This window comes from Candidatus Allofournierella merdipullorum (assembly GCF_048426865.1).
GTDB lineage: Bacteria > Bacillota > Clostridia > Oscillospirales > Ruminococcaceae > Allofournierella_A > Allofournierella_A merdipullorum.
In genome coordinates, this window is record NZ_DBFNWJ010000036.1 from 38,963 (window position 1) to 65,187 (window position 26,225).

A 26,225-nucleotide genomic window follows, 5' to 3' on the forward strand; every position below is an offset into this window, starting at 1 on the left:
ATGCAAAAAAAACTGCAGAGCCGCTCTTTTCAGCGAAAGAACGGCCCTGCGCAGGTCATTCAGCCGGCTCGCTCTGGCAGCCGCAGCCGCGCTTGTCGGGGCCGCAGTCCTCCGGCCCAAGCCGCTGCGGCGTTTCGGCGCTGTCCAGCACCGAGGGAAAATAGGCGCCCATGCCCAGCCCCTCGTAAAAAGCGTCGGCCTCGGTCACCAGCCCCTCCGCCCGGGGCGGCTGGCAGCCCGGCTGATGGGGTTCGGGGGTGCCCACTTCGGTCACGGCGTTCTGGTCTTCATGGTGGTGCGGGTCGCGGTATTCGTGGTCCATAGTGATCCTTCCTTTCTTTGTTGCAAAAGCGGGGCCAAGTGCCCCGCTTTTAGTATGTCCCGCTCCTGCCGCTTTCTTTCAAAGGAGGCCGCTGGTTGACAAAAGTCCGAAATCGTACTAAAATAGCAAGTACGATTTCGGACTAAAAAAGGAGCGTCGATCATGGCAAAAAACACCCGGGAACACCTAAGCCGGTTCAACTACCTGCTGGGAGAGACCGAGGCGGCCTATCATGAGGCCAGCGTCAAGCTGGGCTGTTCCGACAGTGCGGTCAAGATCCTCTATGCGATCTGTGACAATGGCGGCAGCTGCCCGCTGCGCGCCATCCGGCGGCGTTCCGGCCTGAGCAAGCAGACGATGAATTCCGCCATCCGCAAACTGGAAGCGGAGGGCGTGCTCTATCTGGAAAACGACGGTGCGCGGGCCAAGAACGCGTGTCTGACGGAGCTCGGTCGGGCGGTGGCGGAACGAACGGCAATGCGCATTCAACAAATCGAAAACGACATACTCGCGTGCTGGACCGAAGAGGAACTGGAGACCTATCTGCGTCTGACCGAGCAGTTTCTGATCAAATTCAGAGAAAGGACGGCACAGCTGTAACAAAAGGGACCCTATGAAGATTCGTTTCTCTGACCATTTCACCTGCAAAAAACTTTTGCGCCTGACCTTCCCCTCCATGATCATGCTGGTGTTCACCTCCATCTACGGCGTGGTGGACGGCTTTTTCGTTTCCAATTTCGTGGGCAAAAACGCCTTTACCGCTGTGAATTTCATCATGCCCTTTCTGATGATCCTGGGCGCGGTGGGCTTTATGTTCGGTACAGGCGGCGGCGCGCTGATCGCCAAAACCCTGGGCGAGGGCGACAGGGAAAAAGCCGGGCGCCTGTTCTCGCTGGTGGTCTATGCCTCCGCGGCGCTGGGCGTGGTGCTGGCTGCGGCAGGCTTTGTGCTGCTGCGCCCGCTTCTGGTAGCGCTGGGCGCTGAGGGGGAACTGTTGGGAAACTGCATCCGCTATGGGCGCATCATCCTGCTGGCAAACCCCATGTATATCCTGCAATACGAATTCCAGTGCCTTTTTCCCACGGCGGGCAAACCCGCCCTTGGGCTGTATGTCACGGTGGCGGCCGGGCTGACCAATATGGTGCTGGACGCCCTCTTTGTGGCGGTGCTGCCCTGGGGCATCGAAGGCGCCGCGGCGGCCACGGCCATCAGTCAGTGCGTGGGCGGAATGATCCCGCTGGTCTATTTCGCTCTGCCCAACAGCAGCCTGCTCCGCCTGGGGCGCGCCGGCATGCAGGTCCGCCCGCTGCTGAAAGTGTGCGCCAACGGCTCTTCAGAGCTGATGAGCAACATCTCCATCCCGCTGGTGAGTATGCTCTATAACCTGCAGCTGCTGGCCATGGCGGGCGAGGACGGTGTGGCCGCTTATGGCGTGCTGATGTATGTGAGCCTAATCTTCCAGGCGGTGTTCCTGGGCTATTCGGTGGGCTCCGCGCCGGTCATCAGTTTCCATTACGGCGCCCGGAACGCCGGGGAGGTGAAGGGGATCCTTCGCCGCAGCCTTGGCCTGATCGGCGGGTTTGCGGTGGCCATGTTCGCGGCGGCGCTGTGGCTGGCGCAGCCGCTTTCCCGCCTGTTCGTGGGTTACGATCAGGCGCTGTATGAGCTGACGGTGCGGGCTTTCGGCATTTTTGCCTTCTCGTTCCTGTTCACCGGGTTTGCCATCTTCGGCTCCGCTTTCTTCACCGCGCTGAACAACGGCCTTGTGTCGGCGCTCATCTCCTTTTTGCGCACGCTGTTGTTCCAGGTAGCGGCGGTGCTGGTGCTGCCGCTGTTCTGGCAGGTGGACGGCATCTGGGCCGCCACCGTGGTGGCGGAATTCCTTGCGGCGCTGGTGGCCGCGGCGTTTCTCTGGCGCTGCCGGGACGAGGCAAACCTCGCCGCGTCATAAGTCAAAAAAGCCGGGCCTGCTGGTTTTCAGCGGGCCCGGCTTTTTCGTTTGTATCAGTTTGCAAAGTGGGTGTGCTTGACCTTCCATTTGCGAAGGGCGATCCCAAGCCAGAACCCGTAGATGCCCAGGGTAATGATGGTGAGGAAAAACCACTTGATCCAGTTGCCGAACAGCTGGACGGCGCTTCCGTCAAAAGTGAGCCGGTGGCCGTTCACGACCGTGTGCTTTGTTTCCCAGCCGTACACCATGCATACCGCCCAGGGATAGCAGATGCCGCAGGTGCAAACGGTGATGAGCGTGCCGAGCAGCCGCCAGCCGATGAGCTGAAGCAGGCCCCCGTCAAAGTAAGAATCGTTCACGGAAATCCCTCCTGTTCGTTTGTTGTCTTCAATTTATTATATCTGCGGCGTTTTGTCAATGGAACAGGCCGAGAAAGCGGAACAGAAAAACCCGCCGCAAGCATCGCTTGCGGCGGGTTTGGTGCGAGGGAGGGGACTTGAACCCCCATGGTATATACCACACGCACCTCAAACGTGCGCGTCTGCCGGTTCCGCCACCCTCGCGTATCGGGCGGGAAATTCCGCAAAACGTATTCTACCACACCCGGCGTGGGAAGTCAATACCCATCCTTCGGCTCGGGCGGGAGATTTTCCGTGCCGTCCCCCCCGCCGGGCAAAAGCGTTACCTGCTGCAGTTTGCGCTGGATCTGCCGGGTGCGCACACCCACCAGGTTTTCCAGCTCGCTGCTGGCCTGGTTCAGCCGGTTCTGTGCCTGCGCCAGCGCCTGGCCGAAGGTGTCGAACTCGGCCTTCACGCTGCCCAGCACCTTCCAGACCTCGCTGCTGCGCTTCTGGATGGCCAGCGTCTTGAAGCCCATCTGCAGGCTGTTCAGCAGCGCTGCCATGGTGGTGGGGCCCGCCACCACGATTTTGTATTCCCGCTGCAGCCGCTCGGAGGTGCCGCGGCGCACCACCTCGGCGTAAAGGCCTTCCACCGGCAGGAACATCACTCCGAAATCGGTGGTGTGGCCGGGAGCGATGTACTTTTCATGAATGTCCTTGCCGAAACCGCGCACCCGTTTGTCCAGCTCCTTGGCCGCCAGCTCCACAGCGGCTTTGTCCGCTGTGTCATAGGCCGCCAGCAGCGCGGCGTAGGCGTCCTGGGGGAATTTTGCGTCGATGGGCAGCCACACCGGGCCGTCGCCGTCTCCCGGCAGTTTTACCGCGAACTCCACCCGCTCGGAACTTCCGGGCACGGTGGCCACGTTCTCGGCGTACTGGCCGGGGGCAAGCAGCTGCTCCAGAATGGCTCCCAGCTGCACCTCGCCCAGAATGCCCCGGGTCTTGACGTTGCTCAGCACCTTTTTCAGATCGCCCACACCGGTGGCCAGCGTGCGCATCTCGCCCAGCCCTTTGTACACCAGTTCCAGCTGCTGGCTCACAAGGCCGAAGCTCTTCTGCAGCCGGTCCTCCAGCGTCTTTTGCAGCTTTTCATCCACCGTCTGGCGCACCTCGCCCAGCCGCCGGTCGGTCACGGCTTGCATGGCGTTCAGACGCACCTCCATGGTGGTGCGGATGCTTTCCAGCTTCTGTTCGGTCTGCACATTGCTGGCCTGCAGGCCGGCGGCCACGCCGCCGGAAAGTTCCTGCCGCGTCTGGCGGATCTCGGCCAGCAGATCCTGCCGCACCTTTTCCAGATCTTCGCCGGAAAGCCCCCGGGGACGACGCAGCAGATTGGCGAGGCTCAGCGCGCAGGCCAGACCTGCCAGGACCAAAGTCACAATTTCCATCATTTTCTCCTCGCAAAAGGGGGATAACCCGTCCCCCGACTTCATAGCTATAAGTATACGGGGTTTGCAAAGGCAAATCAACATTGCAGAAGGCGGCGAGAGAAATATGGGCGATTCACTGAAACGGAAACGCAGACTTTGGGTGCTGGCCTGGTGCGCTTGCTGCGCGGGTGCGGCCAGCGCAATGATCTGGGCGGCGCAGCGCGCCGCGCCGGTCTGCCGCCAGTCGGACCTGGAGTCTGCCACCTTTGTGTCAGCGCAGGCACTGGCGGAGGAAGACGGGGAGAAGCGGGTGTTCCTCACCTTTGACGACGGCCCCAGCGCCACCACTGAGGTGGTGCTGGATGTGCTGAAAGAAAAGGGGGTGCCGGCCACCTTCTTTGTGGTGTCGGCAGACAACAACAAGGACCACCTGCCCCTCATCAAGCGGGCGGTGGAGGAGGGGCATCAGATCGCGCTCCACAGCTGCACCCATTCCTACAAGACCATCTATGCCAGCACCACCGCCTTCTGGGCGGACATCAAAGAACTGCGCCAGCGGATCGAACCCTATGTGGATCTGGAGACCGTTCACTGGCTGCGCTTTCCCGGCGGCAGCACAAATACGGTCAGCCATAAATACGGCGGCAGTTCCATCATGAAAAACCTGATGGCGCAGGCAGGGGAGAAGGGCTACCGCTATGTGGACTGGAACGTCTGCGCCGAGGACGCCGCCGGCGGCCACCCCAGCGCCGACGACGTCTACCGCAACGTGGTGAACGGCGCCGAGGGAAAAAACGTCTGTGTGGTGCTGATGCATGATACGAAAGCCACCCGCAAGACCACTGCCGAGGCTCTGCCGGACATCATCGATTGGTTCAAGGAGCAGGGCTATCGCTTCTGCCGCATCGACGAGCTGGACCGGCAGGTGTAGCCGGCGCGAATGTAAATTTTTTGGGAATTATGCGCCGCGCAAAGGGCTGGCGAATTGTAAACAGAGGCAAAATAGTGTATGATAAAAGGGTTGACAGCGCCGTCCGCCGCGTAGCGGAGCGGGGAGCTGTCAGCCCATTTTCTGTGGAAAGGGGCGCGCTGCGTGTTCGGCTATGTCACACCCGATAAGGGCGAGATGAAGGTGCGGGAGTACGAATGCTACCGGGCCGTTTACTGCGGGCTGTGCATGCAGCTGAAAGCGGATTACGGCTTTGTGAGCCGGATGCTGCTCAACTACGACCTGGTCACCGTGGCTCTTTTGGCCGACGGCCTCAGCGGGCAGCAGGGCAGCCCCTGCATGAAGCGCTGCATGGCAAACCCCCTGCGCCGCCGCTGTATGCACGCGGGCACCGATGGGCTGCGCCTGGCCGCCGCCGCGCTGGTGCAGCTGAGCTGGTACAAGCTGGCGGATGACCTGGCGGACGAGCCCTTCGCCAGGCGGGCTGCCTCGGCGGCGCTGCGTCTGCTGCTGCGCCGCGCCCACAAAAAGGCCGCCGCCGCGCAGCCGGAACTGGACAAGCTTCTGGCCGACCAAACAGTCTGCCAGCAAACGCTGGAACAGGCGGGCTGCGCAAACCCGGACGAAGCGGCGGAGCCCACGGGGCGTATGACCGCGGCCATTCTGAAACGGTGCGCGGTGCAGCCGGAGCAGGAGCACATCCTGGAACGAATGGGGCTGTTCCTGGGCAAAATACTCTACTGGCTGGACGCCGCGGAGGATTACGACAAGGACCGGGAAAAAGGCCGCTACAATGTGTTCCTGCGCATGGGCCTCGACCGGGCCGCAGCCATTGAACAGGCCGCCCTTCAGTGCCGCCTCGCAGCGGGGGAAGTGGCCCGCTGCTACAATCTTCTGGAATTGCAGCTCAACCGCCCCATTCTGGACAACATCATATTCCTGGGCCTGCCCGCCGGCATCCGCCGTGCAGGGCAGCCGACAAAACACGAAAAACACGCAGCGCCGGTGTGACCCGCGCGGAAAGGAAAATGAATATGGATGCATATCAGGTATTGGGCCTGCGCCGCGGCGCAAGCGAAGAGGAAGTAAAAGCCGCCTACCGGGCGCTGGCGCAGAAGTATAATCCGGACAACTACGAGGCCGGCCCCCTGAAGGAGGACGCGCTGAAAAAGATGGAAGAGATCAACGCCGCCTTCGACCAGGTCATGGCGGAGCTGCGGGGCGCGCCGGTCCACACCGGCGAGTCCGCTCCCCGGCAGGACGGGCAGCAGACCAATTCCGGCAGCCTGCCCCAGATCCGGGCGCTGATCCAGCAGGGCAGGGTGGACGAGGCTCTGGCCCGGCTGCAGGCCATGCCCGACGGCCCGGCCAACGCCGAGTGGAACTTTCTGATGGGCAGCGCCTACTACTATAAGGGCTGGCTGAACGAGGCCCTGCGCTATTTCCAGGAAGCCTGCCGTCTGGCCCCCACCAACCGGGAGTACGCGGCGGCACTGCATAACCTGCAGAGCACGGCGGGCGGGCAGATGCCCGGCAACCCCTATGGCGCCTACGGGTCGGCTCCCCAGGCCAACGCGGTGGGGTGCAGCTGCTGTGACCTGTGCACCGCCATGATGTGCATGGACATGTGCTGCAACTGCGGCCAGTGCTGACCATGCGCCGGAGAAAAAGCGGGCGGATCGCGCTGTGTGGCGTGATGTGCGCTCTGGCTATGACACTGATGTTAAGCGGCAGTGTGCTGCCTTTCGCCACTTTCTGTGCCCCGGCGGTGAGCGGAGTGCTGCTGGTGCCGGTGGCCATGGAGTGCGGCATGCGTCTTGCGTGGGTGAGCTATGCCGCCCTTTCGATGCTGAGCGTTCTTTTTGTTCCGGATAAAGAGAGCGCGTTCATCTTCGTGTTCCTGCTGGGACACTATCCGCTGTTAAAGGCCTATCTTCAGCGTATTCCCTGGCGCTGGCTGCGTGCGGTGGTCAAAACGGCGGTGTTCAACGGCCTGGTGTTCGCCTGCTATGGGCTGATGCTCTACATCCTGCCCATTCAGGCCATTGTGCAGGAATTTGCCCAGACCGCGCCCGCCGCGCTGGCGGGACTGCTGGCGCTGGCAAACCTGTGCTTCTGGGTCTATGACGCAGCGCTGAACAATCTGATACGGGCCTATGCCGTGCGGGTGCGACCGCTGCTGCGGCGGTTTTTGTGAATGCAGGCTTCGTTTGCGGGAAATCCAACAAAAGGGATCGGTGTGAATGAATCAGAACAATAAATGGAGACCCAATCCGAATTTCTTCTCCAACCTGGCCGTGGTCATCATCGGCATCTCCTTCTATCTGGCCATGTCCAATCTGGATCTGGTGCGCCAGACCATTGGCGGAATATTGGGAGTGCTTTCTCCCTTTGTGGGCGGCTTTGTGATCGCCTATCTGCTGGACGGCCCCGTGCGCTTTTTTGAGGAAAAGTTTTCCATGAAGCGTGGGCTGAGCATTGCGGTGAGCTATCTTTTGGCCATCGCCCTGTTCGGCGTGCTTCTGAGCTTTGTGCTGCCGCAGGTGGTGCAGAGCGTGATGGTCCTGGCCAACAACCTCAACGCCTATCTGCAAAGCCTGAACGCCTTTGTGGCGGAGGTTTCCACCCGCTTTGATCTGGACGAGGAGCTCATCGAGGGCATGATGCTCTCCTACAGCGATCTGATGAAGCAGGCCACCGACCTTTTGCGCTCCTTCATGCCTCAGCTGCTGGACTACAGCATGGCGGTGGGCAGCGGCCTTGTGTCCGCCCTTACGGCCTTCATCGCCTCGGTGTATATGCTCATGGGCAAGCACCGGCTGCTGGGCCAGATGCGCAAGGTCATCTACGCCTTCCTGCCCATGAAGAAAGCCCGGCGCATGCTCACCGTGTGCAGCAACGCCAACCGGGTGTTCAACGGTTTTATCTACGGCAAACTGATCGACAGCGCCATCATTGGCGTGCTGTGCTTCATTCTGATGAGCCTGTTCAAAATGCCCTTTGCGCTGCTCATCAGCGTGGTGGTGGGCGTCACCAACGTCATTCCGTTCTTTGGCCCCTTCATCGGCGCCATCCCCAGCGTGATGATCCTGCTGATGGTGGACCCCATCGTGGCCATCGAGTTCGGTGTGCTCATCCTGATCCTGCAGCAGTTCGACGGCAACATCCTCGGCCCCAAGATTTTGGGCGACTCCACCGGTCTGTCGGCCATCTGGGTGCTGGTGGCCATCATCGTGGGCGGCGGCCTGTTCGGCTTTGTGGGCATGGTCATCGGCGTGCCTACCTTCGCGGTGCTCTACTCCCTCACCAGCGATCTGCTGGCCCGCCGCCTCAAGGCGAAAGGCATCGACAAGAACGGCGACCCGCTGCCGGAAAGCCCCGCGCCTGCCGCAGAGGAAGCGGCCGCGGAGAACAACGCCGGGCCTGCACGGCCCTGAAAGGAACCGATTATGTGGTTTGACCGGGCAAATGTTTATCAGATTTATCCCCTTGGCCTGTGCGGCGCGCCGGAATACAACGACGGCGTGTGCGAGCATCGCATTCTGAAACTGCTGGACTGGGTGGAGCACATCAAGGCGCTGAATATGAACTGTGTCTTGCTGAACCCGGTGTTCGAGAGCGACAAGCACGGCTACGACACCCGTGACTACTTCCGGGTGGACTGCCGCCTTGGCACCAATGAGGACTTGAAGAAGGTGTGCGACGTCTTTCACGCCGCGGGCATCCGCGTGATGTTGGACGGTGTGTTCAACCATGTGGGCCGGGGTTTCTGGGCCTTTGAGGACGTGCGCCAAAAGAAGTGGGACAGCCCGTATAAGGACTGGTTCCATCTGAGCTTCGACGGCAACACCGAATACAACGATGGCTTCTGGTACGAGGGCTGGGAAGGCCACAACGAACTGGTGAAGCTGAACCTGAACAACCCGGCGGTGGTAGACCACCTCTTCGCTGCGGTGAAAAATTGGGTGGAGGAGTACGGCATCGACGGCCTGCGGCTGGACGTGGCCTACTGCCTCTCGCCGGACTTTTTGGCCAGGCTGCGGGACTTCACCGGCTCCCTCAAGCCGGAGTTCGTGCTGATGGGGGAGACGCTCCACGGCGACTACAACCGCTGGATGAACGACAGTGCCTGCCACTCGGTGACGAACTACGAGTGCTACAAGGGCCTTTATTCCAGCTTCAACAGCATGAATATGTTCGAAATCGGCCACAGCCTGAACCGGCAGTTCGGCCCCGAGCAGTGGACGCTCTACAAAGGCAAGCATCTGCTGGCCTTTCTGGACAACCACGACGTGGAGCGCATCGCCAGCATCCTGACGAATCCCGCCCACATCCGCCCGGCCTACGGCCTGCTGTTCGGCATGCCCGGCACCCCGGCAGTCTACTACGGCAGCGAGTGGGGCCAGACGGGCAGAAAGCGGGACGGCGACGCCGCCCTGCGCCCCGCGCTGGACGGGCCGCAGAAAAATGAGCTGACCGAATGGGTGGCGGCGCTGGCCGCCGCCCGGACTTCCAGCCGTGCCCTGTGCGAGGGCGATTACCGCACCCTGGCGTTGACCAACCGCCAGTTTGTGTTCCAGCGGGCGGTGGAGGGCGAGCGGGTCATCGTTGCGGTGAACGCCGACGGCGAGGAATACACCGCCCACTTTGACGCCGGCGCCGGCCGCGCCACCGACCTCATCACCGGCGCGCCTCACGATTTCGGCGGCGGCAGCCGTCTTGCCCCCTACAGCGTGTATTTCTGGCGCACTGAGTAAAATAAATTAGCAATAAAATAATGCAGAAAGCCGGGACCTTTAAAGGCATTGTTGGCCTTTAAAGGTCTCGGCTTTTGAGCATTTAAACCTTAAACGCATGAATATGTGACTTTTTAGTTATGTAAGTTTCTTGATGATTCGGGATATTGCTTCATCGGAATATTCGTCGCCGTATACCTGTACATCAAACATTTTGCTATCCAACCAGATGTTATAAAATGCAGCTCCGGCGGCGTGCTCGCTTCCTTCCAAACTGCTTGTGTCATACTCTTCTTCGTTGCGCTTATGCATTCTCCATTTTCCTTCGGATTTTTCAAACAATGCAACGCTGTCTGCTATTCCGCCGCCTTTTGTACCTGCGCCATAATGGACCCATATCCATTGTGTTGGTGCTGGTGTATCTGCACCAGATGATGAATCTTCGCTTTCGTCTACAGTTTCGTTCCAAATCATGGCACTATAAATCAACAGAGAATCTGGCGCAAGCAAGTTGCTTTGAATCATTTTCGCGCAATGGGCCAGAGCTTTATCCTTGCTGCTCCAAAAGAGTGTCGTTTGCGTGAACAGCATGACCAAAAGAATGGCGCCTAAAACTACTGCTGCGAAACGGAAAAGACGCTCTTTAGGGATTGCAAAGCGCTTTCGAAATGGGTATCCGCAGCCGGGACAAGACGAGGCGCGATCGGAGACTTCTTTGCCGCATTCAGGACACGTGATCATAGCCAAAGTTTCAACCCTCCCCTAAATCAGTAAAATGTGCCATCACCAACGTAGTCATTGGTGTGCCAAAATTGTGAAGCCGTCAATGTCTGCGTAGTATTGTCAGTGAAAGTGACAACAATGCTGGTGAGGCGCCATGCAGCGACGTTTGGATTGTAAATCACAGGCCTTGTACTTACGATTTGCTTGCTTGAATTTGGGTACAATGGGCCGACATATCGAGCGGAATAGGTGTTTTCTCCGCTGATTTCACAATACGTGGGTTCGCTAAACGGGTTGTAGAAAGAAACTTCCAAGTCGACATATTTTATTTCTTTTTCAGAAACATTTTTCAAAGTTATCTCAACATCTACGCCATTTATGGAATTAGTTGAAATGCTAATGGTTGGAATTTGGAGTGAAGGACGATTTACTTCCAGAGTGACTGTTTCACCGAGGGGCTGAATACCGATTTTATCCTGACCTACGACGATTGGGCTATCCGCAAAAATATCTGCACCGTCAGTATACTCTTGGACAATAACATTAAAACCGTCTGCGCTCAGTTCTTCGATTGCCTGCTGAGGACTTTTGCCGCTTTGGTCAGAAACAACTTTTCCGATTCCTTGACTGACGAATATTGTAACAACGCTCCCTGCTTTAATCTGACCTTTTTATCTTGCTTAAATACAACTCCTTCTTCCAACTCAGTGGTATATTGCCGCGTGATCGAATATTTTAAGTCGGCTGCATCTAGCGCCTGAAGTGCCTGCTGCTCTGTCATTCCCTCGACAACAGGGCATTCTGTGGCGATTCCTTCGCTGACATACAGAGTAATCGATTCCGCGTTATCGTTGGGTAGCCGTAAGCCAGAGAAACTCTGTTTATAGACGATGTTTTCTTCGATGTTATCGGTAAGTTCAGAAACAAATTCGACTTGGAATCCTTTCTCATCCAACGTTGTGACGGCATCTTCTTTGGTCGAACCTACAACGGAGGGAACTACAGTCAGATTCGAAAAAAAGACCGTGCAGATTGCCAAGGTTACAACAGCCAACAAACAGACGAGAAAAAGAGTTACTTTCCGCTTTTTACTTTTACCAACCATCTTGTACCCACAATGTGGACAAAATGCAGGGACTCCCTCTACAGTGCTTTTGCATTTTGGACAATGTATTGCGTCAGCCATATCATTTCCTCCATTTCACACATGTGTTTTGTATCAAGCAGGAATTGAGTTAAGAATATTGTAGAAGATTGCAACTTGAATGTCAAGTATTGGAGCCATTGATGATAATTACTAATCACATATGTACAGTATAATGAATATAAATGGAGGTGGTGCAGGTGATCGCTGAAAAAATCAAAGCCCTGCGCCAAGCTAGAGGGTGGACCCAATCGGAATTAGCGCGACGCATGGGAGTGACGCGGAATGGTATCAATTCCTGGGAACAAGGTTTATCAATGCCGTCGCTATCATCGCTCGTTGAACTTGCGAGAACCTTTTCTGTGACAACGGACTATCTTTTAGGATTGGAGCAGTTACAGACCATCAATATTTCAGGTCTCTCAGAACGAGATGTGGCCATTTTGGCGGAAATAAGTGAGAGATTGAAAGCGAGTCAATGAATGTGCCAGACAGAATGCAGTCTTAACATCAGCAAAGTGGAATAGCTTCGAGTTTTACAAAATAAAAAAGGGCGTGCAGTCTATGAAGACTAGACTACACGCCCTTAATTGTTTTTTTATTTAGGACAGCTCAAACTGCCCGGTATAGAGCTGATAATAGCGGCCTTTCTGAGCCAGCAGGTCGTCGTGGTCGCCCCGCTCGATGATGCGCCCGTGCTCCAGCACCATGATGGCGTTGGAGTTGCGCACAGTGGAAAGCCGGTGGGCGATGACAAAGACGGTGCGGCCCGCCATCAGTTTGTCCATGCCCTTTTCGATGAGCTTCTCGGTGCGGGTGTCGATGGAGGAGGTGGCCTCGTCCAGAATCAGCACCGGCGGGTCCGCCACCGCCGCCCGGGCAATGGCCAGGAGCTGCCGCTGGCCCTGGCTCAGGTTGGTGCCGTCGGCGGTGAGCACCGTGTCGTAGCCTTGGGGCAGGTGACGGATGAAGAAGTCGGCGTTGGCAAGCTTTGCCGCCGCCACGATCTCCTCGTCGGTGGCGTCCAGCCGGCCGTAGCGGATGTTCTCCTTCACCGTACCGGTGAAGAGGTGAGTGTCCTGCAGCACCATGCCCAAACTGCGGCGCAGGTCGTCCTTTTTGATCTTGGTGATGTTGATGCCGTCGTAGCGGATCTTGCCGTCCGGCACTTCGTAGAAGCGGTTGATGAGGTTGGTGATGGTGGTCTTGCCCGCGCCGGTGGAGCCCACGAAGGCGATTTTCTGACCGGGCCGGGCGTAGAGACTCAAATCGTGGAGCACGATCTTCTCCGGGTCATAGCCGAAGTCCACGTGCTCGAAAGTCACGTCACCCCGCACAGGCACATACTCCAGCCGCCCGTCGTGGTGGGGCCACTTCCAGGCCCACTGGCCGGTGCGCTTTTCGCTCTCGGTGATGGTGCCTTCCTCGCCGATGACCGCGTTCACCAGCGTCACATAGCCCTCGTCCAGCTCCGGCGTCTCGTCGATGGCGGCGAAGATGCGCTCCGCGCCCGCCAGCGCCGCCAGAATGGCGTTGAACTGCATGCTGATCTGGGTCACAGGCTGGCTGAAGGAGCGGGTGTACTGCAAAAAGCTGCCGATGGTGCCAAGATCCATCCGCCCGGCGATGGCCAGCGCCGCGCCCACGGCGGCGGTGAGGGCGTAGTTCACATAGGAGAGGTTGCCCATCAGAGGCATGATGATGTTGGCGTAGGTGTTGGCCTGGGTGGCGGCCTGGCGCAGGTCCTCGTTCAGCTGGGCAAAGTGCTCGTTCACCGCGTCCTCGTGGCAGAACACCTTGACCACCTTCTGGCCCTCGATCATCTCTTCGATGTAGCCGTTGGCCGCGCCAAGCGCCCGCTGCTGGGCCATGAAGCCGCTGGCCGAGCGCTTGCCCACCACCGCGATCATCTTGATCATCACAATGAGCATCAGCACGATGAGCAAAGTGAGCAGGGGGCTGAGCACCAGCATCATGATGAAGGTGCTCACCAGCGTCACCGCGCTGGTCACCAGCTGGATGAGGCCCTGGGCCAGCGCCTGGCGCAGGGTATCCACGTCGTTGGTGAACAGGCTCATGATGTCGCCGTGGGTGCGGCTGTCAAAGTAGCGGATGGGCAGGTCCTGCAGCTTGTTGAACAGGTCCCGTCGGATGCCGTTCAGCGCCCGGTTGGAGACGCGGGTCATCACCATCTGCTGGATGAAGGTGCACAGCGCGCCGATAAGGTACACCGCCGCGGTGAGCGCCAGCATGCCGATGAGAGGCGCGAGGGTGGTGGAATTGAGGGGCTGGCCGATGAGCGGCAGAATGCCCTGGTTGATGATGGGCTTGAGCATATAGGTGCCGAACACGCCGGCACCCGCGCTGACGGCGATGCACAGCAGCACACACAGCATCAGCCATTTCTGGCGCAGCATATAGCCCAGCACCCGCATAAAGGTGCGCCGCGCGTTTTTGGGCCGCTCAAAGCCGCCCCGGCGTCCGCCGCCGGGCCCGCCCGGAATACGTCCTGCCATTTATTCCACCCCCTTCTGCTGCGAGGTGTAAACCTCGCGGTAAATCTCGCTGCGTTCCATCAGTTCGTCGTGGGTGCCCATGTCGGCGATCTTGCCGTCGTTCAGCACAACGATCTTGTCAGCGTCGCACACGCTGGCCACACGCTGGGCAATGATGATTTTGGTGGAGTCCTTCAGGTGGGTGCGCAGCGCCTCGCGGATGGCCGCGTCGGTGGCGGTGTCCACCGCGCTGGTGGAGTCGTCCAAAATCAGAATTTTCGGCTTTGCCAGCAGCGCCCGTGCGATGCACAGCCGCTGCTTCTGTCCGCCGGACACGTTCACGCCGCCCTGCCCCAGGTCGGTGTCGTACCCCTTGGGGAAGGAGGTGATGAAGTCGTGGGCGCTGGCCGCCTTGCAGGCTTCCACCAGCTCCTCATCGGTGGCGTTCGCGTCGCCCCAGCGCAGGTTCTCCCGGATGGTGCCGCTGAACAGCACGTTCTTTTGCAGCACCATGGCCACGCCGTGGCGCAGCACGTCCAGGTTGTAGTCCTTCACCGGGTGGCCGGCAACGGAAAGCTGGCCGCCGGTGATGTCGTAAAGGCGGGGGATGAGCTGCACCAGCGAGGTCTTGGCGCTGCCGGTGCCGCCCAGAATGCCCACCGTCTCGCCGGAGCGGATGGACAGGCAGATGTCGCTGAGCACATCCTCGCCGGCGGTCTTGGCGTACTTGAAGTTCACATGGTCGAACTCCACGCTGCCGTCCTCCAGCTGGGGACCTTCGCCCTCGGGCGCGCCCACGATCTCGGGCTGTTCGTCCAGCACTTCAACGATACGCTGGATGGAGGCGCGGCTGATGACCAGCTGGGTGAAGGCCATGCCGATCATCATCAGGCTCATCAGAATTTGAGTGACATAGCTGATGAAGCTCATCAATTCGCCGCTGAGCATCATGCCGCCGATGATGAGCTGGCCGCCGAACCAGAGGATGGCGATGATGCAGCTGTACACCGTGACCTGCATGATGGGCATCAGGGTGATGACGATGCTCTCCGCCTTGATGGACTGGTTCATCAGGTCGTCGTTGGCTTCCTTGAACTTCTGCTTCTCGTACTCCGAGCGAACAAAGGCCTTCACCACCCGGATGGCGATGAGGTTCTCCTGTACGCTGGCGTTCAGCCGGTCGTAGCGGGCCAGCATGGCAATGAACTTGGGGTAGGCCAGCCGGATAACGCAGACAAGGGCGCAGGCCAGCACGGGAATGGCCACGAGGAACACGGTGACCAGTTCGCTGTTGATGGAAAATGCCATGAAGGTGGCGCTGATGAGCATCACCGGCGCGCGCACCAGCATACGGATGCACATCTGGTAGGCGTTCTGGGTGTTGGTCACGTCGGTGGTCAGACGGGTCACCAGGCTGGCCGTGCTGAATTTATCCACATTGGAAAAACTGAAATTCTGCACGTTGCGGAAGGCCGCCAGCCGCAGCTCGCTGCCGAAGCCCATGGAAGCCACGGCGGAAAAGCGGCTGCTGGCCGCACCCATGAACATGCCGGCCAGTGCCATCAGGATCATCAGAAGCCCCAGCTTTGCAACATAGGCCAGATCCCGGTTCGCGATGCCCACGTCCACGATGCGGCTCATCAGCAAAGGAATGGTGATCTCCAGCAATACCTCGGCGGTCACGCACAAAGGCGCCAGAATGGACTCCTTTTTGTAGGGGCCCGCGTATTTCATAAGGGTCTTTATCAAGGGTGTTTCCTCTCCTCTCCGGCTGATTTTGCAGATCGGTCTGCCGCTTCCGCAAGGCTCAGGGCGGTTTTGCCCCGGTATTCGTCGCCCGCCAGATTTTCCTCCAGACGCAGCAGCAGGGAAGCCAGCGTGTCCAGCTCGCTGTCGCTGAAGCCCTGCAGCATCCGGCCCACCACCTGGTCGTAGCAGGCCCGGCCCCGGGCCACAGTGCTGTGGCCCCGCTCGGTCAACTCGATGTGGTTGCGGCGCATGTCCGTTTCATCCGCCCGTTTTTCCAGCATGCCGGCCTTTTGCAGCCGCTTGATGGAGGTGGCGATGGACGGGCTGGATACCCCCAGATGCTCTGCGATGTCCGTCTGGTTGCAGCCGGGGTTTCGCTCCACGTGCAGAAGAATGGGGATTTGAGACCCCCAAACGCCCGTGTCCGAGAGCATGTTTTGCACACGCAGCCGGTGCAGCAGGGAAATGCGGTTGACGTGCCTCAGTACGTCGATCTGTTTCTGGTCCATCCGGTTCACCTCCCTCAAAAATAATTAACCGAATAACTGTTAATCGAGCAAGTAATAGTTTATCATGGGAGAATAAAAAGTCAAGAAAAGCAGCACCTGTCACAAAAATTTTACAATTCGATTGTGAGGAATAGACAAAGAAAAGGCGCCCTCTCCCAAACGGAGAGAGCGCCGGATGGCAATGTTTAAACGTTGAAGCGGTCGTAGGAAGTGCAGCAGTCGAGACAGAGATGTTTGCCGTTCACTACCCGCACCCAGTTGGAGCCGGTCACCTCGCCGCAGTTTTCACACACATAGGAGTCGAACAGCTTCGCCCGTTCGGGAACCGCCAGCGTTGCGGCTTTCACGTCGAACAGCTCCACAGGTTCGTGGGCCTGGTAGTAGGCAAAAGATTGCTCCCGGGTCATGCCGGCCGGGGCAGGGCGCAGCACCAGCCGCACCGAGCGGCCGTTTTTGCGGTTGTAAAAGGAGAACGCCTGCTTGCCCCGCATGTGGAACAAAAGGTTGCCTTTTCCTACGGTGCAGCCGAGGATGGCCTGGATGGCGTCCACGCCGCAGGCGTCATTTTCAGTGATGCACACAATCTCCTCGTCTTTGGAGCACACGCTATCCTCCATCGCCACGTCCAGCAGCTGAATGGCGTAAAGCGCCGCCTTGTAGCCGATGGTCAGCCCGCCGCATACATGACCGTGAAAGTTCGCGGCCCTCTGCCAAAGCTCTTTGGTTTCGTCCATTGTCGTTGCCTCCTGTTTCATTCGTTCACAAGCACGATGGGCCGCCCGTTCACCGTCACCGGCTCAGCGTCCACGTCGTAGACCTCCCGCAGGGCGGTCTTGTCCAAAACTTCCAGCCCGCCGCAGCGGTAGACCTGCCCATCGCGCATCAAAAGGAACCGGTCGCAAAAGCGCAGCGCCAGCGTCAGATCGTGGATCACCACCACGGCGGCCAGCCCCTCGGTACGGCACAATTCGCGCACCATCTTCAGCACCTGGTACTGGTTGCGGATGTCCAGCGCGCTGGTGGGCTCGTCCAGCAGCAAAAGGCGCGGCTGCTGGGCCAGCGCCCGGGCCAGCATCACCTTTTGCCGCTCGCCGCCGGACAGCTGATTCAAAAACCGGCCCCGCATATCCATCAGACCCAGCCGTGCCATGGCGGCGTGGACAATGTCGTGATCCTCGGCGGAAAAGCTCCAGCCCATGTAGGGCCGCCGCCCCAGCATCACCATGTCGTGCACGGTCATCTGGGTGGAGGCCACCGTCTGCGCCACAAAGGACACCCGCTGAGCCACCTGGCGGTGGGGCATGGCCAGCAGATCTTCGCCGTCCAGCAGCAGACTGCCGCCGTCCGGTTTGAGGATGCCGTTCATGCACTTGAGCAGGGTGCTCTTGCCCGCGCCGTTGTTGCCCAGAATGGCGGTGAAGCTGCCGTCCGGCACCTCGAAACTCACATCCTGAAGCACCACCGGGCAGTTCTTGTAGTGGAAACTGATGCCTTTTGCCTCGATCATGCGCGCCGCCCTCCCCGGAACAAAAGATAGAGAAACAGCGGCCCGCCCAAAAAGGAGGTGATGGCGCCGATGGGCAGGATCACCGGGGCGATGGCCGTGCGGGCGAACAGGTCGCCCAGCAAAAGCAGAGAAGCGCCCGCCAGCAGCGAGCCGGGGATGAGGTAAACGTGGTTGTTGCCCACGGCCAGCCGCACCAGATGAGGGGCCACCAGACCGATGAAGCTGATGAGGCCGATTTGGGAGACGATGACCGAACTGGTCAGACAGCACAGCAGCATGCTCACCAGCGTCAGACTGCGCACATTGATGCCAAGGCTCACCGCCATCTCTTCGCCGCCCAGCAGGGCATTGTAGTCCCAGCGGTGAAACACGCAGTAGACCACCAGCAGCGCCACCACCGGCCCGGTGAGGGCAAGGTCGGCCATGTCGGTGCTGCCCAGGTCGCCGAAGGTCCAGAACACCAGCGTGGCCAGCTCCACTTCGCTGGCAAAGTACTGGATGAGGGTGGTGGCGCCGGTGAGCATGGAACTGATGGCCACGCCCGCCAGCACGATGCCCTCAGGGCTGATCTGCCGAAAACGGGAAAGCCCAAGGATCAGCGCCGCCACCGCCAGCGAACCTGCGAAGGAGCAAAGGGTGATGGCCATGCCGCTCTTGCCGGCAAGGCCCAGCGTCACGATGGCAAAGGCCGCGCCGAAGGTAGCGCCCTGAGAAACGCCCAGCGTGGAAGCGGAGGCCAGCGGGTTGTTCAGAATGGCCTGCAGGATGCACCCGGCCAGCCCCAGCCCCGCGCCGCCCAGAATGGCGGTGCAGATGCGGGGCAGGCGGTTGGCCTGGACTACCAGGTTGATTTTTTCGTCCTGCGCAAGGCCGAACACGCCCCGCACCAGCTCGATCAGAGGGGTGTTGTAAGAACCCGCCCGCAGCGAGAGCAGTGCCGCCGCCAACAAAATTACAGCCAGAAGCGCCAGAAAGCACAGGCTTTTTACCCGGTTGCGGTGGTATGCGGCGTCCCGGACGTCATTCGCCGAGGACAATGGGGCGGAATTCATAGCCGGCCTCCTTCAGGTCGTTGTAAGGGTTTTCACCCAGCAGGGTGGTGAAAATTTCGCCCGCCTTCTCCACCGGGTCAACATCCGCGAACTGCTCGGGGTAGATGACGCTGCCCGCGTAGTAAGCGTCTGCCAGGGCGGTGTCCAGATTGGAGGCGTAGGAGCGGAAGGAAATTTGAGAATAGACCTTGCCGTTCTTCACAGCGGAAAGGGCGTTGTAGAAATCGGGGTTCTTGGCGTAATCCTCGTTGATGAGGTCCATGCCGTTGAAGTCAAGGAAGATGATGTCCGGGTCCCAGGCCAGCACCTGCTCCGGGTCGATGTCAAAAGCACCTGCCTGGCCGGTGGTGTCCGCCAGATTGTTGGCGTTCAGAAGCTCAAAGGGGCCGTAGTGGGCCTCGGTGCCCTCAAAGCCGTGCACTCCCTTGAAGGACACCCCGGCAACATATACCGAGGGGCGCTCCTGTGCGGGGACGGAAGCGGTGCGGTCGGCCAGGTCAGCCTTCACGCCGTCCAGATAGGCGGTCAGCTCTTCGGCACGCTTTTCCAGCCCGAACAATTCGCCCAGCACCCGCAGCGTCTCGTAGGCTTTTTCGTCCAGAGTTGTGTCGCTGCCGGGCACCACTACCACCGGGATGCCGGTGCGGGCTGCCAGATCGTCCGCGTCCGCCGAGGCGTATTCGCTCATCACGATGACCTGCGGGTCCACGGTGATGATTTCCTCCGCGTTGGGGGAACCGTTGGTGCCGATGACCGGCAGGTCCTTAAATTTGTCGCCGTTTACATGGCTGTAAAGACGGGTCAGGTCGGGCTGGTTCTCATAATCCTCCACGCCTACCACACGGTCGGAAGCGCCCATGTAGCAGGTGTAACGCAGCGCGCCCACGCCAACGCAGACGACGCTCTCCACGGTTTCGGGAACTTCCACCTGCCGCCAGGCCCCGTCGGTGATGAGACGGGTGCCGCTGGTGCTTGCAGAGACAGAGGAAGTGGGGCGGGCGGAAGCGGGCGCGTCGGCGCAGGCCGCCAAAGAAAGACCAAGCGCCAGAGTCAGCGCGAGAGCAGAGCATTTTTTCAACAGTTTCAAAGTAGTTTCCCTTTCTTGCCGCAAACGGGCAGGTAAAATAAAAAGGCGTATGCCTCCCCGCAGGGGAAGTCATACGCCTTCATCAGCATATGAAAATCGTACAGAATATAGATGCGCGGTTCAGGACGCTTCAGCGTCAAGCCTCCGGCTTCCTGCCGTGGCAAAATCATCGTATAACAGTCTACTATATTTCCGCCGATGTGTCAATCCTTTCCAGCGGCGCGTCCCGGCAGGCGGCGGTTGGCAATCTCGAAGTTCAGCCAGTTGCCGTGGTGGTAGTACCAGAAAAAGAAAGCGGAACTCAGCGCCCAGGTGAGGGGATAGACCCAGTAGACCATCTGAATGCTGTGGGTCAGCGGCACGGTGACAGTGAGGAAGGTCACCCGGATAACGCACCAGCAGACCATCATGGTGAACATGGGGACGATGGCTTTGCCCGCGCCCCGCAGCACCGCCGCGATGGAGTGGGAGTAGGCCAGCAGACAGTAGAACAAAGCGGCGGTGCGGGCCTTGTCGGTGCCGAACTGCACCACTTCCGGCGTTGCGTCAAAAGCGGCGATGAGCTGCGGCGCAAGCAGGAAAATGACCACGCCGATGCCCTCCGCAAGCAGCACGGTGGTGAGTACTCCGAAGCGCACGCCCTTACGGGTGCGTTCGTACTCGTGGCCGCCCAGGTTCTGGCCCACAAAGGTGGTCAGGGCCATGGTGAAGCTGTTGATGGGCAAAAAGCCGAAGCCCTCCACTTTGGTGTAGGCGCCGTAGCCGGCCATGGCCATCTCGCCGAAGGAATTCACGTTGGACTGCACCAACACATTGGCGAAAGCGATGATGGAATTCTGCACGCCGGAAGGCAGACCCAACCGGATGATCTCCCGCAGACAGGCGGGGTCAAACCCCAACTTGCGCAGAGAGAGCCGATAGCACTCCTTGCTTCGCATCAGATGCACAAGACACAAAAGAGCGCTCACAGCCTGAGAGATGACGGTGGCCAGAGCCGCACCGCCCACGCCGGTGTGTACGAACTCGATGAACACCACGTCCAGCACCAGGTTCACCACCGAGGAGACCATCAGATAGTACAGGGGATGGCGGCTGTCGCCCACCGCCTGCAAAATGCCCACGAAAATGTTGTACATCACAAAGAACAGCGACCCGGCAAAGTAAATGCGCAGGTAGGTGACGGACTGGGGCAGAACGCTTTCCGGGGTGTCCATCCAGATGAGGATTTGAGGGCTGAGCAGCACGCCCAGCGCGGTCATGGCAACGCCCGCCACAAGGCCGAAGGCTACCGTGGTGTGCACTGCTTTCTCCACGCCCGGGGTGTCCTCGGCGCCGAACCGCCGGGCCACCGCGACGCCCGCGCCGCCGGCGATGCCGCTCAAAAAACCAATGAGCATAAAGATGAGGCTGCCGGAGCTGCTCACCGCCGCCAGGGCGCTGCTGCCCAGAAAATTACCTACAATGAGCGAGTCCACCGTGTTGTAAAGCTGCTGGAACAGGTTGCCCAAAAACAGCGGCAGCGCAAAAAAGGTCAGTCGCTTCCAGATGGTGCCGCTGGTCATTGGCTCCACGGCTTTTGTCATTCCATCCACCTTCTGTTTCTATAAAATCAACTCTTTCTATTATAAAAGGGTAGAACAGAGGGTGCAAGAGGGGGGCGGATGCAAAAAATTCCCCCGCACGCAGGGCGGGGGAGAAAGACATTTATCCAATCGAAAGCTCGATGCTTTCGGCCAGAGCGCTCAGCTGCTGCGCACTGAAAGCGCCGTCGGAAAAGGCGAACTCTGCAAAATAGGGCAGCACCTGCCAGTCGTAGGCCAGCACACAGTCGCGGCTGTTCCAGGGGTCGGTGACCGCCGCGTCGGTGGTGCCCAGTTCCTGCCAGACATACCGGGCGGTGGCCACAGCACCGGTGTCGGAGCTTTCCACCACATGATAATCCTCAAAGCCTGCGTGGTTGGAGAGGGCCATATTGGCAAAGATCTGCATGGGAACGCTGTCGGCGGCAGTGTCCACTGTTGCAAGCGTGGGCTCGTCTGTAGCCCCAAGACCGCACAGATGGATAGCGCCCACCTGCTGGCCGTTTTGTAGCAGGCCGAGAACGGGGATGCCTGCCTCATCGATGGTCGTGTCACCCTGCACGGTAAAGCCGGTGGGAAGAACCATGGAAACCAGAGCCTCGCTTCCGTCACTGAAGGTATAAAGCACCTTCGTCGCGCCGCCTTCCTCGTATACCGTCGCCATCGGTTCGGAATAACCTGCCGGCTCACCGAAGGTGAAGGGGGCGTTCAGTTCGATGCCGCCCCGGGCGTAGATGCTTTGCTGATTTTCGCCCTCGTCGGTCATGAAGAATGCATTCAGCGAAACGCTGACCAGCGTGTCCATATCGCCGGAGAACCCGCCTAATATTGCGCCGCCGTATTCAGGGCCGAACTCATGTGACTCGGTGGAATAGGTGCCCGGCCCGTCGGAATAAGTGGCGTTCAGGGTGATGGAAAGGGTCGTTTTACCATTCTCGGAAAGAGGGACAGGGCCCGGCAGTATGATGTTATATCTGCCGTTGGCCGACATTGTGAAACTTGCAAGTGTGTCGGCAATGAACTTGTCCGCCACCTCCGGAGTCAGTGCCGGGGCGCTCTGGGCGTAGACAAGCGCCTCAATGAGCCGGTTGAGGGAAATTATATGCTCCTCCTGGGTGCCATCGGGATAATCGGCATAGAGAAACATGCTTAGTAAGGTGTAGGCGGGGTCGTAGGGGATGGAGTATTGCTCGCCCGGCGTCCAGTCTGTGTCCTCCAAAAAATGCAGGCTCTGGCTGAACCCGTCTTCATATACTGCCCGCCCGGAGATTTGTATCGTCAGCTGTGCGCCCTCCGGCACTTCTTCGGGCAGGGTGAAAAGAATTTGATCGTCTTTCAGTTCCAGGGTATCGATCAGCGCGTCGGCATACTCATCCAGGGGGCCGGGCTCGGGGATGGCTTCTGCGGTGTCGCCCTCCTGCCACTGATTATAAAGGTAGGCGCAGAACTCTTCGTCAGTCACCTGCCACAGCCGGCCTTTGTACTCCGTGCGCACCTGGCTGCCGTCATCGCTGTACCCGTTGAAGGTCAGGGAGGTGCCGTCCTCCAGCTCCGCCACCAGGGCGTACAATGGAGTGAACCCTTCTTCGCTGGTGCGGGAAAGGCCCTGCAGTCCTTCCAGCCGGCCGGTCAGCTCATCCAGCTGGCTGGTGTTCAGCTCCCGCTCGCTGGGTTCGGCGTAGTCCCAAACAGTTGCGGAAACGATGGCGTTTTCGGAAAAATCGTAGCGCGGAGTGAGAGGGTCAGTGAGAAAGACCACGGCCATTACGGCACAGAGAACAAGCGCGCCCGCCACGGCCCAGAAGGCGGGCTTTTTGTAGTGGAGCGCCGCCTTTACCCGGGCTTTGACGCCCACTTCGCCGAAAGCCAGCGGGCATGCGCCCAGCGCCCGGCGGTCGGCGCTGCACTCCAGCAGCGCTTGGGAATAATCCGCCCGCTGGCCGGGGGCCATATCCCGCACCACCCGCTCGTCGCAGGCAAGCTCGATGTCCCGGCAGAAGAGGATATAGGCCGCCCACATGAGAGGATTGAACCAGTAGAACGCCAGCAGCGCAAAGCCCAGAGGCTTCCACCAGTGGTCCCGGCGGGCGATGTGGGCCTCTTCGTGGGCAATCACCGGGCCGCGGGCTGCTTCGGGCAGGGCAGCCGGCAGATAGATGCGCGGGTGAGCAATGCCAAACACGAAGGGGGTGGGCACCAGCTCACTTTCAAAGATGTTGTCCCGTACCGGAACGGCCTCGGCCACCCGGCGGCGCAGCCGCAGCCAACTGACGAGGGTGTAAAGGCAGAGGGCGAAGATGCCGACCGCCCACACCAACGACAACAGGGGAATGAGCACCTGCAGCGGGTTTGCGCTGGCGCCAAGAGCGGGGGAAAAGGTTTCGGTCACGATGGGGTTCACCACCCGGTCCACCGCGGCCATGCCGCTGTTCAGCGCCGGGGCGGGGGAGAGCATGATGTTATCCGGAACGGTCTCCCGGCTTGGCAAAAGACTCAGCGCGCTTTCCAGCGTGAAGGGGCACACAAGGCGGAACGCCACCAGCCCCCACAGCAGCACGTTTGCCCAGCGCGGGCCTTTGCGCAGCAAAAGACGCAGCACCAGCACCGCCAGCACCAGCCAGGATGCGGCGATGCTTCGGTTCACAAACTCAATGAACACATTCGCCAGCCATTCAGCCATTGCGCTCTGCCTCCTCCCGGAACCGGTCGATCATCGCCTGCACCTCGTCCACTTCCTTGGCCGAGAGCCTGCGGTGCTTGGTGAAAGCTGCCACAAACGCGGGCAGTGAGCCTTCAAAGGTCTTTTCCACCAGCTCGTCGATCTCGGCGGCCTGCACCTGGTCCTTGCTTACCAGCGAGGTCACAACGGAGTTTTCGTTTTTCAGCACCCCCCGCTCCGACAACCGCTTGATGACGGTGTAGGTGGTTGTGGGTTTCCAGCCCAGCCGCTCGCGGCACAGCTGCACCAGTTCGCTGCTTCTGATGGGTTCATTCTCCCACAAAATCAGGCACAGACGGTATTCGCTCTCAAAAACCTTGGGCACGTCCATTCGACGCACCTCTCTTTCTCTAATGCGTTAGAGCTTGGTTTTAGTCTAACATGTTAGAGCGATGCTGTCAAGCCCGGGCTGCAAAAGAAAAAAGCCCCGCAAACAAACGTTTGCGAGGCTTTTTGTGGAGCTGGAAACGTGACTTGAACACGCGACCTGCTGATTACGAATCAGCTGCTCTACCGACTGAGCTATTCCAGCGGAACGGTTATCATTGTAACGGAAAAAGGGCCGTGCGTCAAGAGCAAACGGTCAATCCAACTGAAAATCCTCCGGGGAAAAGCTGGGCAGTCGGGGCTGGCGGCGGGGGATGCGCTGGATGGGGTCATACAGGAATTTCTTGCAGTGGAAATAGGGCGAAACGACCCCGCGCTTCTGGCACAGGATCATGCGCGGGTCAGCGGCACGGCGGCCATGCTCGCAGTATTCACAGGCCGGCTCGACGTTTTGGCCGGGGACGGGATGCTTACGAAACACGGCGGGACCTCCTCTCAGAATTCCTGTCCATTATACTCTTTTGACTGCCGGATGTAAAGCCGCAGCCATAGAGCACCACGCAGCACAGCGCAAACAGAACGAGGGCGGCGTCGGGCGCGGTGCGGCTCTGCACGATCAGTCGCTCCCCGGCCACTGCTGCGGCGGCCGCTCCGGGTACGATGCCCAGCAGAAAGCGCAGCGCGCCCAGCGAGAAGACCAGATGCACAGGCCGTGCCGCCGCCAGAGGCAGGAGCGGGAGCTCCCGGTGCAGCAGCGCCCGCATCTGCAAAAGGACGGAAAGGCTCTGCACGCTCAACGCGGCGCAGCAGCCGTAGACAGCTGCCGCACCGCCCAGTCGGCTTGCCTGGATGCAGCCGCCGGTCACTTCCAACAGTGCCGCCGCTGCCGCTCGCGCAGGGCCAAAGGCGGGCAGAAACTCTGCCAGTACACGATTCAGAAAACTGAAAAAGACCACAAAGCCGCATACCGTCAGCATGCTTTGAATGGCGCCTTGCACCGAGGCAACAAAACCGACGTCTCCGGCTTGTTCCGCCGTGGTGGGGCAAACGCGGCCGCTGCAAAGAGGCTCTGCGGGCAGCAGCAGACGCGCCAGCAGTCCTGCGATGATGTTGGCGGCCAGCAGTGCGGCAAAGATACACCAGCCCAGCCGGGCGCTGCCCAGCAGCAGAACTCCCACAGTGTTCACCACAAAGGCAGGCCCCGACCCAACCCCGCAGATCAGAAGCAGCTGCGCCTGCCGCCGGGTCACGGCGTCCTCGGCATACATTTGACTGATGACTCTGGCCGCCACCGCAAAACCGCCCAGCCAGGAAAGCAGCAGCGCGGTGGCGGCGCGGGCGTCCCGAATGCCGAGACCAAAGCGGGTGAAAGGCCACACTATAACGCCCAGCATCTTCGCCAGCGGGCCGGCGGCCACCAGCGACGAGACCACAAAAAAGGGGAACAGCGCGGGGATGACCTGTTCCGCGCAGTTGTTCAGCCCGGCCCGGACGCCTTCGATGCAGGCGAGCGGGCGGAGAAACAAAATTGCCAGCAGCGCGGCGGCGCACAGACCGCCGGATACGGCCCGCAGCGGAAGTTCCTTCATAAGCTCATCCTCCCG

General features: G+C 59.7%; 27 protein-coding genes and 2 tRNA genes. 9 read left to right on the forward strand and 20 right to left on the reverse strand.

Going from position 1 to position 26,225, the window contains the following annotated elements; genetic code table 11:
- Positions 1-55: 55 nt before the first annotated feature.
- Positions 56-322: a hypothetical protein gene (locus tag ACMNAY_RS06145; protein ID WP_418718799.1), complete on the reverse strand. Its 267-nt coding sequence runs from the start codon at positions 320-322 to the stop codon at positions 56-58.
- Between the two features lie 162 nt (positions 323-484).
- Between ACMNAY_RS06145 and ACMNAY_RS06150 the strand changes: the two genes are divergently transcribed.
- Positions 485-922: a MarR family winged helix-turn-helix transcriptional regulator gene (locus ACMNAY_RS06150; protein ID WP_394967357.1), complete on the forward strand. Its 438-nt coding sequence runs from the start codon at positions 485-487 to the stop codon at positions 920-922.
- A gap of 13 nt (positions 923-935) precedes the next feature.
- Entirely contained in the window at positions 936-2,273 is a 1,338-nt protein-coding gene (locus tag ACMNAY_RS06155) for an MATE family efflux transporter (RefSeq protein WP_394976165.1), read from the forward strand.
- A 53-nt stretch (positions 2,274-2,326) separates the two neighbouring features.
- On the opposite strand, the gene ACMNAY_RS06160 is transcribed toward ACMNAY_RS06155, so the two are convergent.
- The 3 genes from ACMNAY_RS06160 to ACMNAY_RS06170 form a co-directional block, all read right to left on the reverse strand.
- Entirely contained in the window at positions 2,327-2,632 is a 306-nt protein-coding gene (locus ACMNAY_RS06160; protein WP_394967353.1) for a DUF898 family protein, read from the reverse strand.
- A 119-nt stretch (positions 2,633-2,751) separates the two neighbouring features.
- A tRNA-Leu gene (locus ACMNAY_RS06165) sits at positions 2,752-2,836 on the reverse strand.
- Between the two features lie 53 nt (positions 2,837-2,889).
- A complete protein-coding gene (locus ACMNAY_RS06170) occupies positions 2,890-4,062 on the reverse strand; it encodes a DNA recombination protein RmuC (protein ID WP_418718800.1) in 1,173 nt (390 codons plus the stop codon).
- 106 nt (positions 4,063-4,168) lie between these two features.
- On the opposite strand from ACMNAY_RS06170, the gene ACMNAY_RS06175 reads away from it, so the two are divergent.
- The 6 genes from ACMNAY_RS06175 (at position 4,169) to ACMNAY_RS06200 (ending at position 9,750) form a co-directional block, all read left to right on the forward strand.
- On the forward strand, positions 4,169-4,975 hold the full coding sequence (locus tag ACMNAY_RS06175; RefSeq protein ID WP_418718801.1) for a polysaccharide deacetylase family protein: 807 nt from the start codon (positions 4,169-4,171) through the stop codon (positions 4,973-4,975).
- A 162-nt stretch (positions 4,976-5,137) separates the two neighbouring features.
- Entirely contained in the window at positions 5,138-6,004 is an 867-nt protein-coding gene (locus ACMNAY_RS06180) for a DUF5685 family protein (RefSeq protein WP_418718802.1), read from the forward strand.
- Positions 6,005-6,027: 23 nt separating this feature from the next.
- The gene (locus ACMNAY_RS06185) at positions 6,028-6,645 is read left to right on the forward strand and encodes a J domain-containing protein (protein WP_418718803.1); all 618 of its coding nucleotides are present in this window, start codon (positions 6,028-6,030) and stop codon (positions 6,643-6,645) included.
- Positions 6,646-6,704: 59 nt separating this feature from the next.
- Positions 6,705-7,190 carry a hypothetical protein gene (locus ACMNAY_RS06190; protein WP_418718804.1) on the forward strand — a complete coding sequence of 162 codons (486 nt, stop codon included), beginning with the start codon at positions 6,705-6,707 and terminating at the stop codon, positions 7,188-7,190.
- A 46-nt stretch (positions 7,191-7,236) separates the two neighbouring features.
- On the forward strand, positions 7,237-8,430 hold the full coding sequence (locus tag ACMNAY_RS06195; RefSeq protein WP_418718805.1) for an AI-2E family transporter: 1,194 nt from the start codon (positions 7,237-7,239) through the stop codon (positions 8,428-8,430).
- Positions 8,431-8,442: 12 nt separating this feature from the next.
- Entirely contained in the window at positions 8,443-9,750 is a 1,308-nt protein-coding gene (locus ACMNAY_RS06200; protein ID WP_418718806.1) for an alpha-amylase family glycosyl hydrolase, read from the forward strand.
- A 117-nt stretch (positions 9,751-9,867) separates the two neighbouring features.
- Here ACMNAY_RS06200 and ACMNAY_RS06205 read toward each other — a convergent pair whose 3' ends face one another.
- Both ACMNAY_RS06205 and ACMNAY_RS06210 read right to left on the reverse strand, forming a co-directional pair.
- Positions 9,868-10,470: a zinc-ribbon domain-containing protein gene (locus ACMNAY_RS06205; RefSeq protein WP_418718830.1), complete on the reverse strand. Its 603-nt coding sequence runs from the start codon at positions 10,468-10,470 to the stop codon at positions 9,868-9,870.
- A gap of 541 nt (positions 10,471-11,011) precedes the next feature.
- A complete protein-coding gene (locus tag ACMNAY_RS06210) occupies positions 11,012-11,638 on the reverse strand; it encodes a PASTA domain-containing protein (RefSeq protein ID WP_418718807.1) in 627 nt (208 codons plus the stop codon).
- Positions 11,639-11,796: 158 nt separating this feature from the next.
- On the opposite strand from ACMNAY_RS06210, the gene ACMNAY_RS06215 reads away from it, so the two are divergent.
- Entirely contained in the window at positions 11,797-12,078 is a 282-nt protein-coding gene (locus ACMNAY_RS06215) for a helix-turn-helix domain-containing protein (protein ID WP_418718808.1), read from the forward strand.
- A gap of 120 nt (positions 12,079-12,198) precedes the next feature.
- Here ACMNAY_RS06215 and ACMNAY_RS06220 read toward each other — a convergent pair whose 3' ends face one another.
- The 14 genes from ACMNAY_RS06220 to ACMNAY_RS06285 form a co-directional block, all read right to left on the reverse strand.
- Entirely contained in the window at positions 12,199-14,112 is a 1,914-nt protein-coding gene (locus tag ACMNAY_RS06220) for an ABC transporter ATP-binding protein (RefSeq protein ID WP_418718809.1), read from the reverse strand.
- Positions 14,113-15,840, reverse strand: coding sequence for an ABC transporter ATP-binding protein (locus tag ACMNAY_RS06225; protein WP_418718810.1), 1,728 nt, complete (start codon positions 15,838-15,840; stop codon positions 14,113-14,115).
- Complete coding sequence (locus ACMNAY_RS06230) at positions 15,837-16,349, reverse strand: MarR family winged helix-turn-helix transcriptional regulator (RefSeq protein WP_418718811.1); 513 nt, start codon at positions 16,347-16,349, stop codon at positions 15,837-15,839. The genes ACMNAY_RS06225 and ACMNAY_RS06230 overlap by 4 nt, the downstream gene beginning before the upstream one ends.
- Positions 16,350-16,534: 185 nt before the next feature.
- On the reverse strand, positions 16,535-17,083 hold the full coding sequence (locus ACMNAY_RS06235) for an FmdE family protein (RefSeq protein ID WP_418718812.1): 549 nt from the start codon (positions 17,081-17,083) through the stop codon (positions 16,535-16,537).
- Between the two features lie 17 nt (positions 17,084-17,100).
- Entirely contained in the window at positions 17,101-17,856 is a 756-nt protein-coding gene (locus ACMNAY_RS06240; protein WP_418718813.1) for an ABC transporter ATP-binding protein, read from the reverse strand.
- On the reverse strand, positions 17,853-18,908 hold the full coding sequence (locus ACMNAY_RS06245; RefSeq protein ID WP_418718814.1) for a FecCD family ABC transporter permease: 1,056 nt from the start codon (positions 18,906-18,908) through the stop codon (positions 17,853-17,855). Before ACMNAY_RS06245 ends, ACMNAY_RS06240 begins: the two co-directional genes overlap by 4 nt.
- Entirely contained in the window at positions 18,877-19,995 is a 1,119-nt protein-coding gene (locus tag ACMNAY_RS06250; RefSeq protein WP_418718815.1) for an iron ABC transporter substrate-binding protein, read from the reverse strand. The genes ACMNAY_RS06245 and ACMNAY_RS06250 overlap by 32 nt, the downstream gene beginning before the upstream one ends.
- Positions 19,992-20,135, reverse strand: a complete 144-nt coding sequence (locus ACMNAY_RS06255; RefSeq protein WP_418718816.1) for a hypothetical protein — start codon at positions 20,133-20,135, stop codon at positions 19,992-19,994. Before ACMNAY_RS06255 ends, ACMNAY_RS06250 begins: the two co-directional genes overlap by 4 nt.
- Positions 20,136-20,198: 63 nt before the next feature.
- The gene (locus tag ACMNAY_RS06260) at positions 20,199-21,578 is read right to left on the reverse strand and encodes an MATE family efflux transporter (protein WP_418718817.1); all 1,380 of its coding nucleotides are present in this window, start codon (positions 21,576-21,578) and stop codon (positions 20,199-20,201) included.
- Between the two features lie 121 nt (positions 21,579-21,699).
- Complete coding sequence (locus ACMNAY_RS06265) at positions 21,700-24,255, reverse strand: M56 family metallopeptidase (RefSeq protein ID WP_418718818.1); 2,556 nt, start codon at positions 24,253-24,255, stop codon at positions 21,700-21,702.
- On the reverse strand, positions 24,248-24,625 hold the full coding sequence (locus ACMNAY_RS06270) for a BlaI/MecI/CopY family transcriptional regulator (RefSeq protein ID WP_418718819.1): 378 nt from the start codon (positions 24,623-24,625) through the stop codon (positions 24,248-24,250). The genes ACMNAY_RS06265 and ACMNAY_RS06270 overlap by 8 nt, the downstream gene beginning before the upstream one ends.
- Positions 24,626-24,750: 125 nt before the next feature.
- Positions 24,751-24,826: transfer RNA gene (locus ACMNAY_RS06275), tRNA-Thr, on the reverse strand.
- 51 nt (positions 24,827-24,877) lie between these two features.
- Entirely contained in the window at positions 24,878-25,102 is a 225-nt protein-coding gene (locus ACMNAY_RS06280) for a hypothetical protein (protein ID WP_394967239.1), read from the reverse strand.
- Positions 25,092-26,210: a hypothetical protein gene (locus ACMNAY_RS06285; RefSeq protein WP_418718820.1), complete on the reverse strand. Its 1,119-nt coding sequence runs from the start codon at positions 26,208-26,210 to the stop codon at positions 25,092-25,094. The genes ACMNAY_RS06280 and ACMNAY_RS06285 overlap by 11 nt, the downstream gene beginning before the upstream one ends.
- Positions 26,211-26,225: the final 15 nt, after the last annotated feature.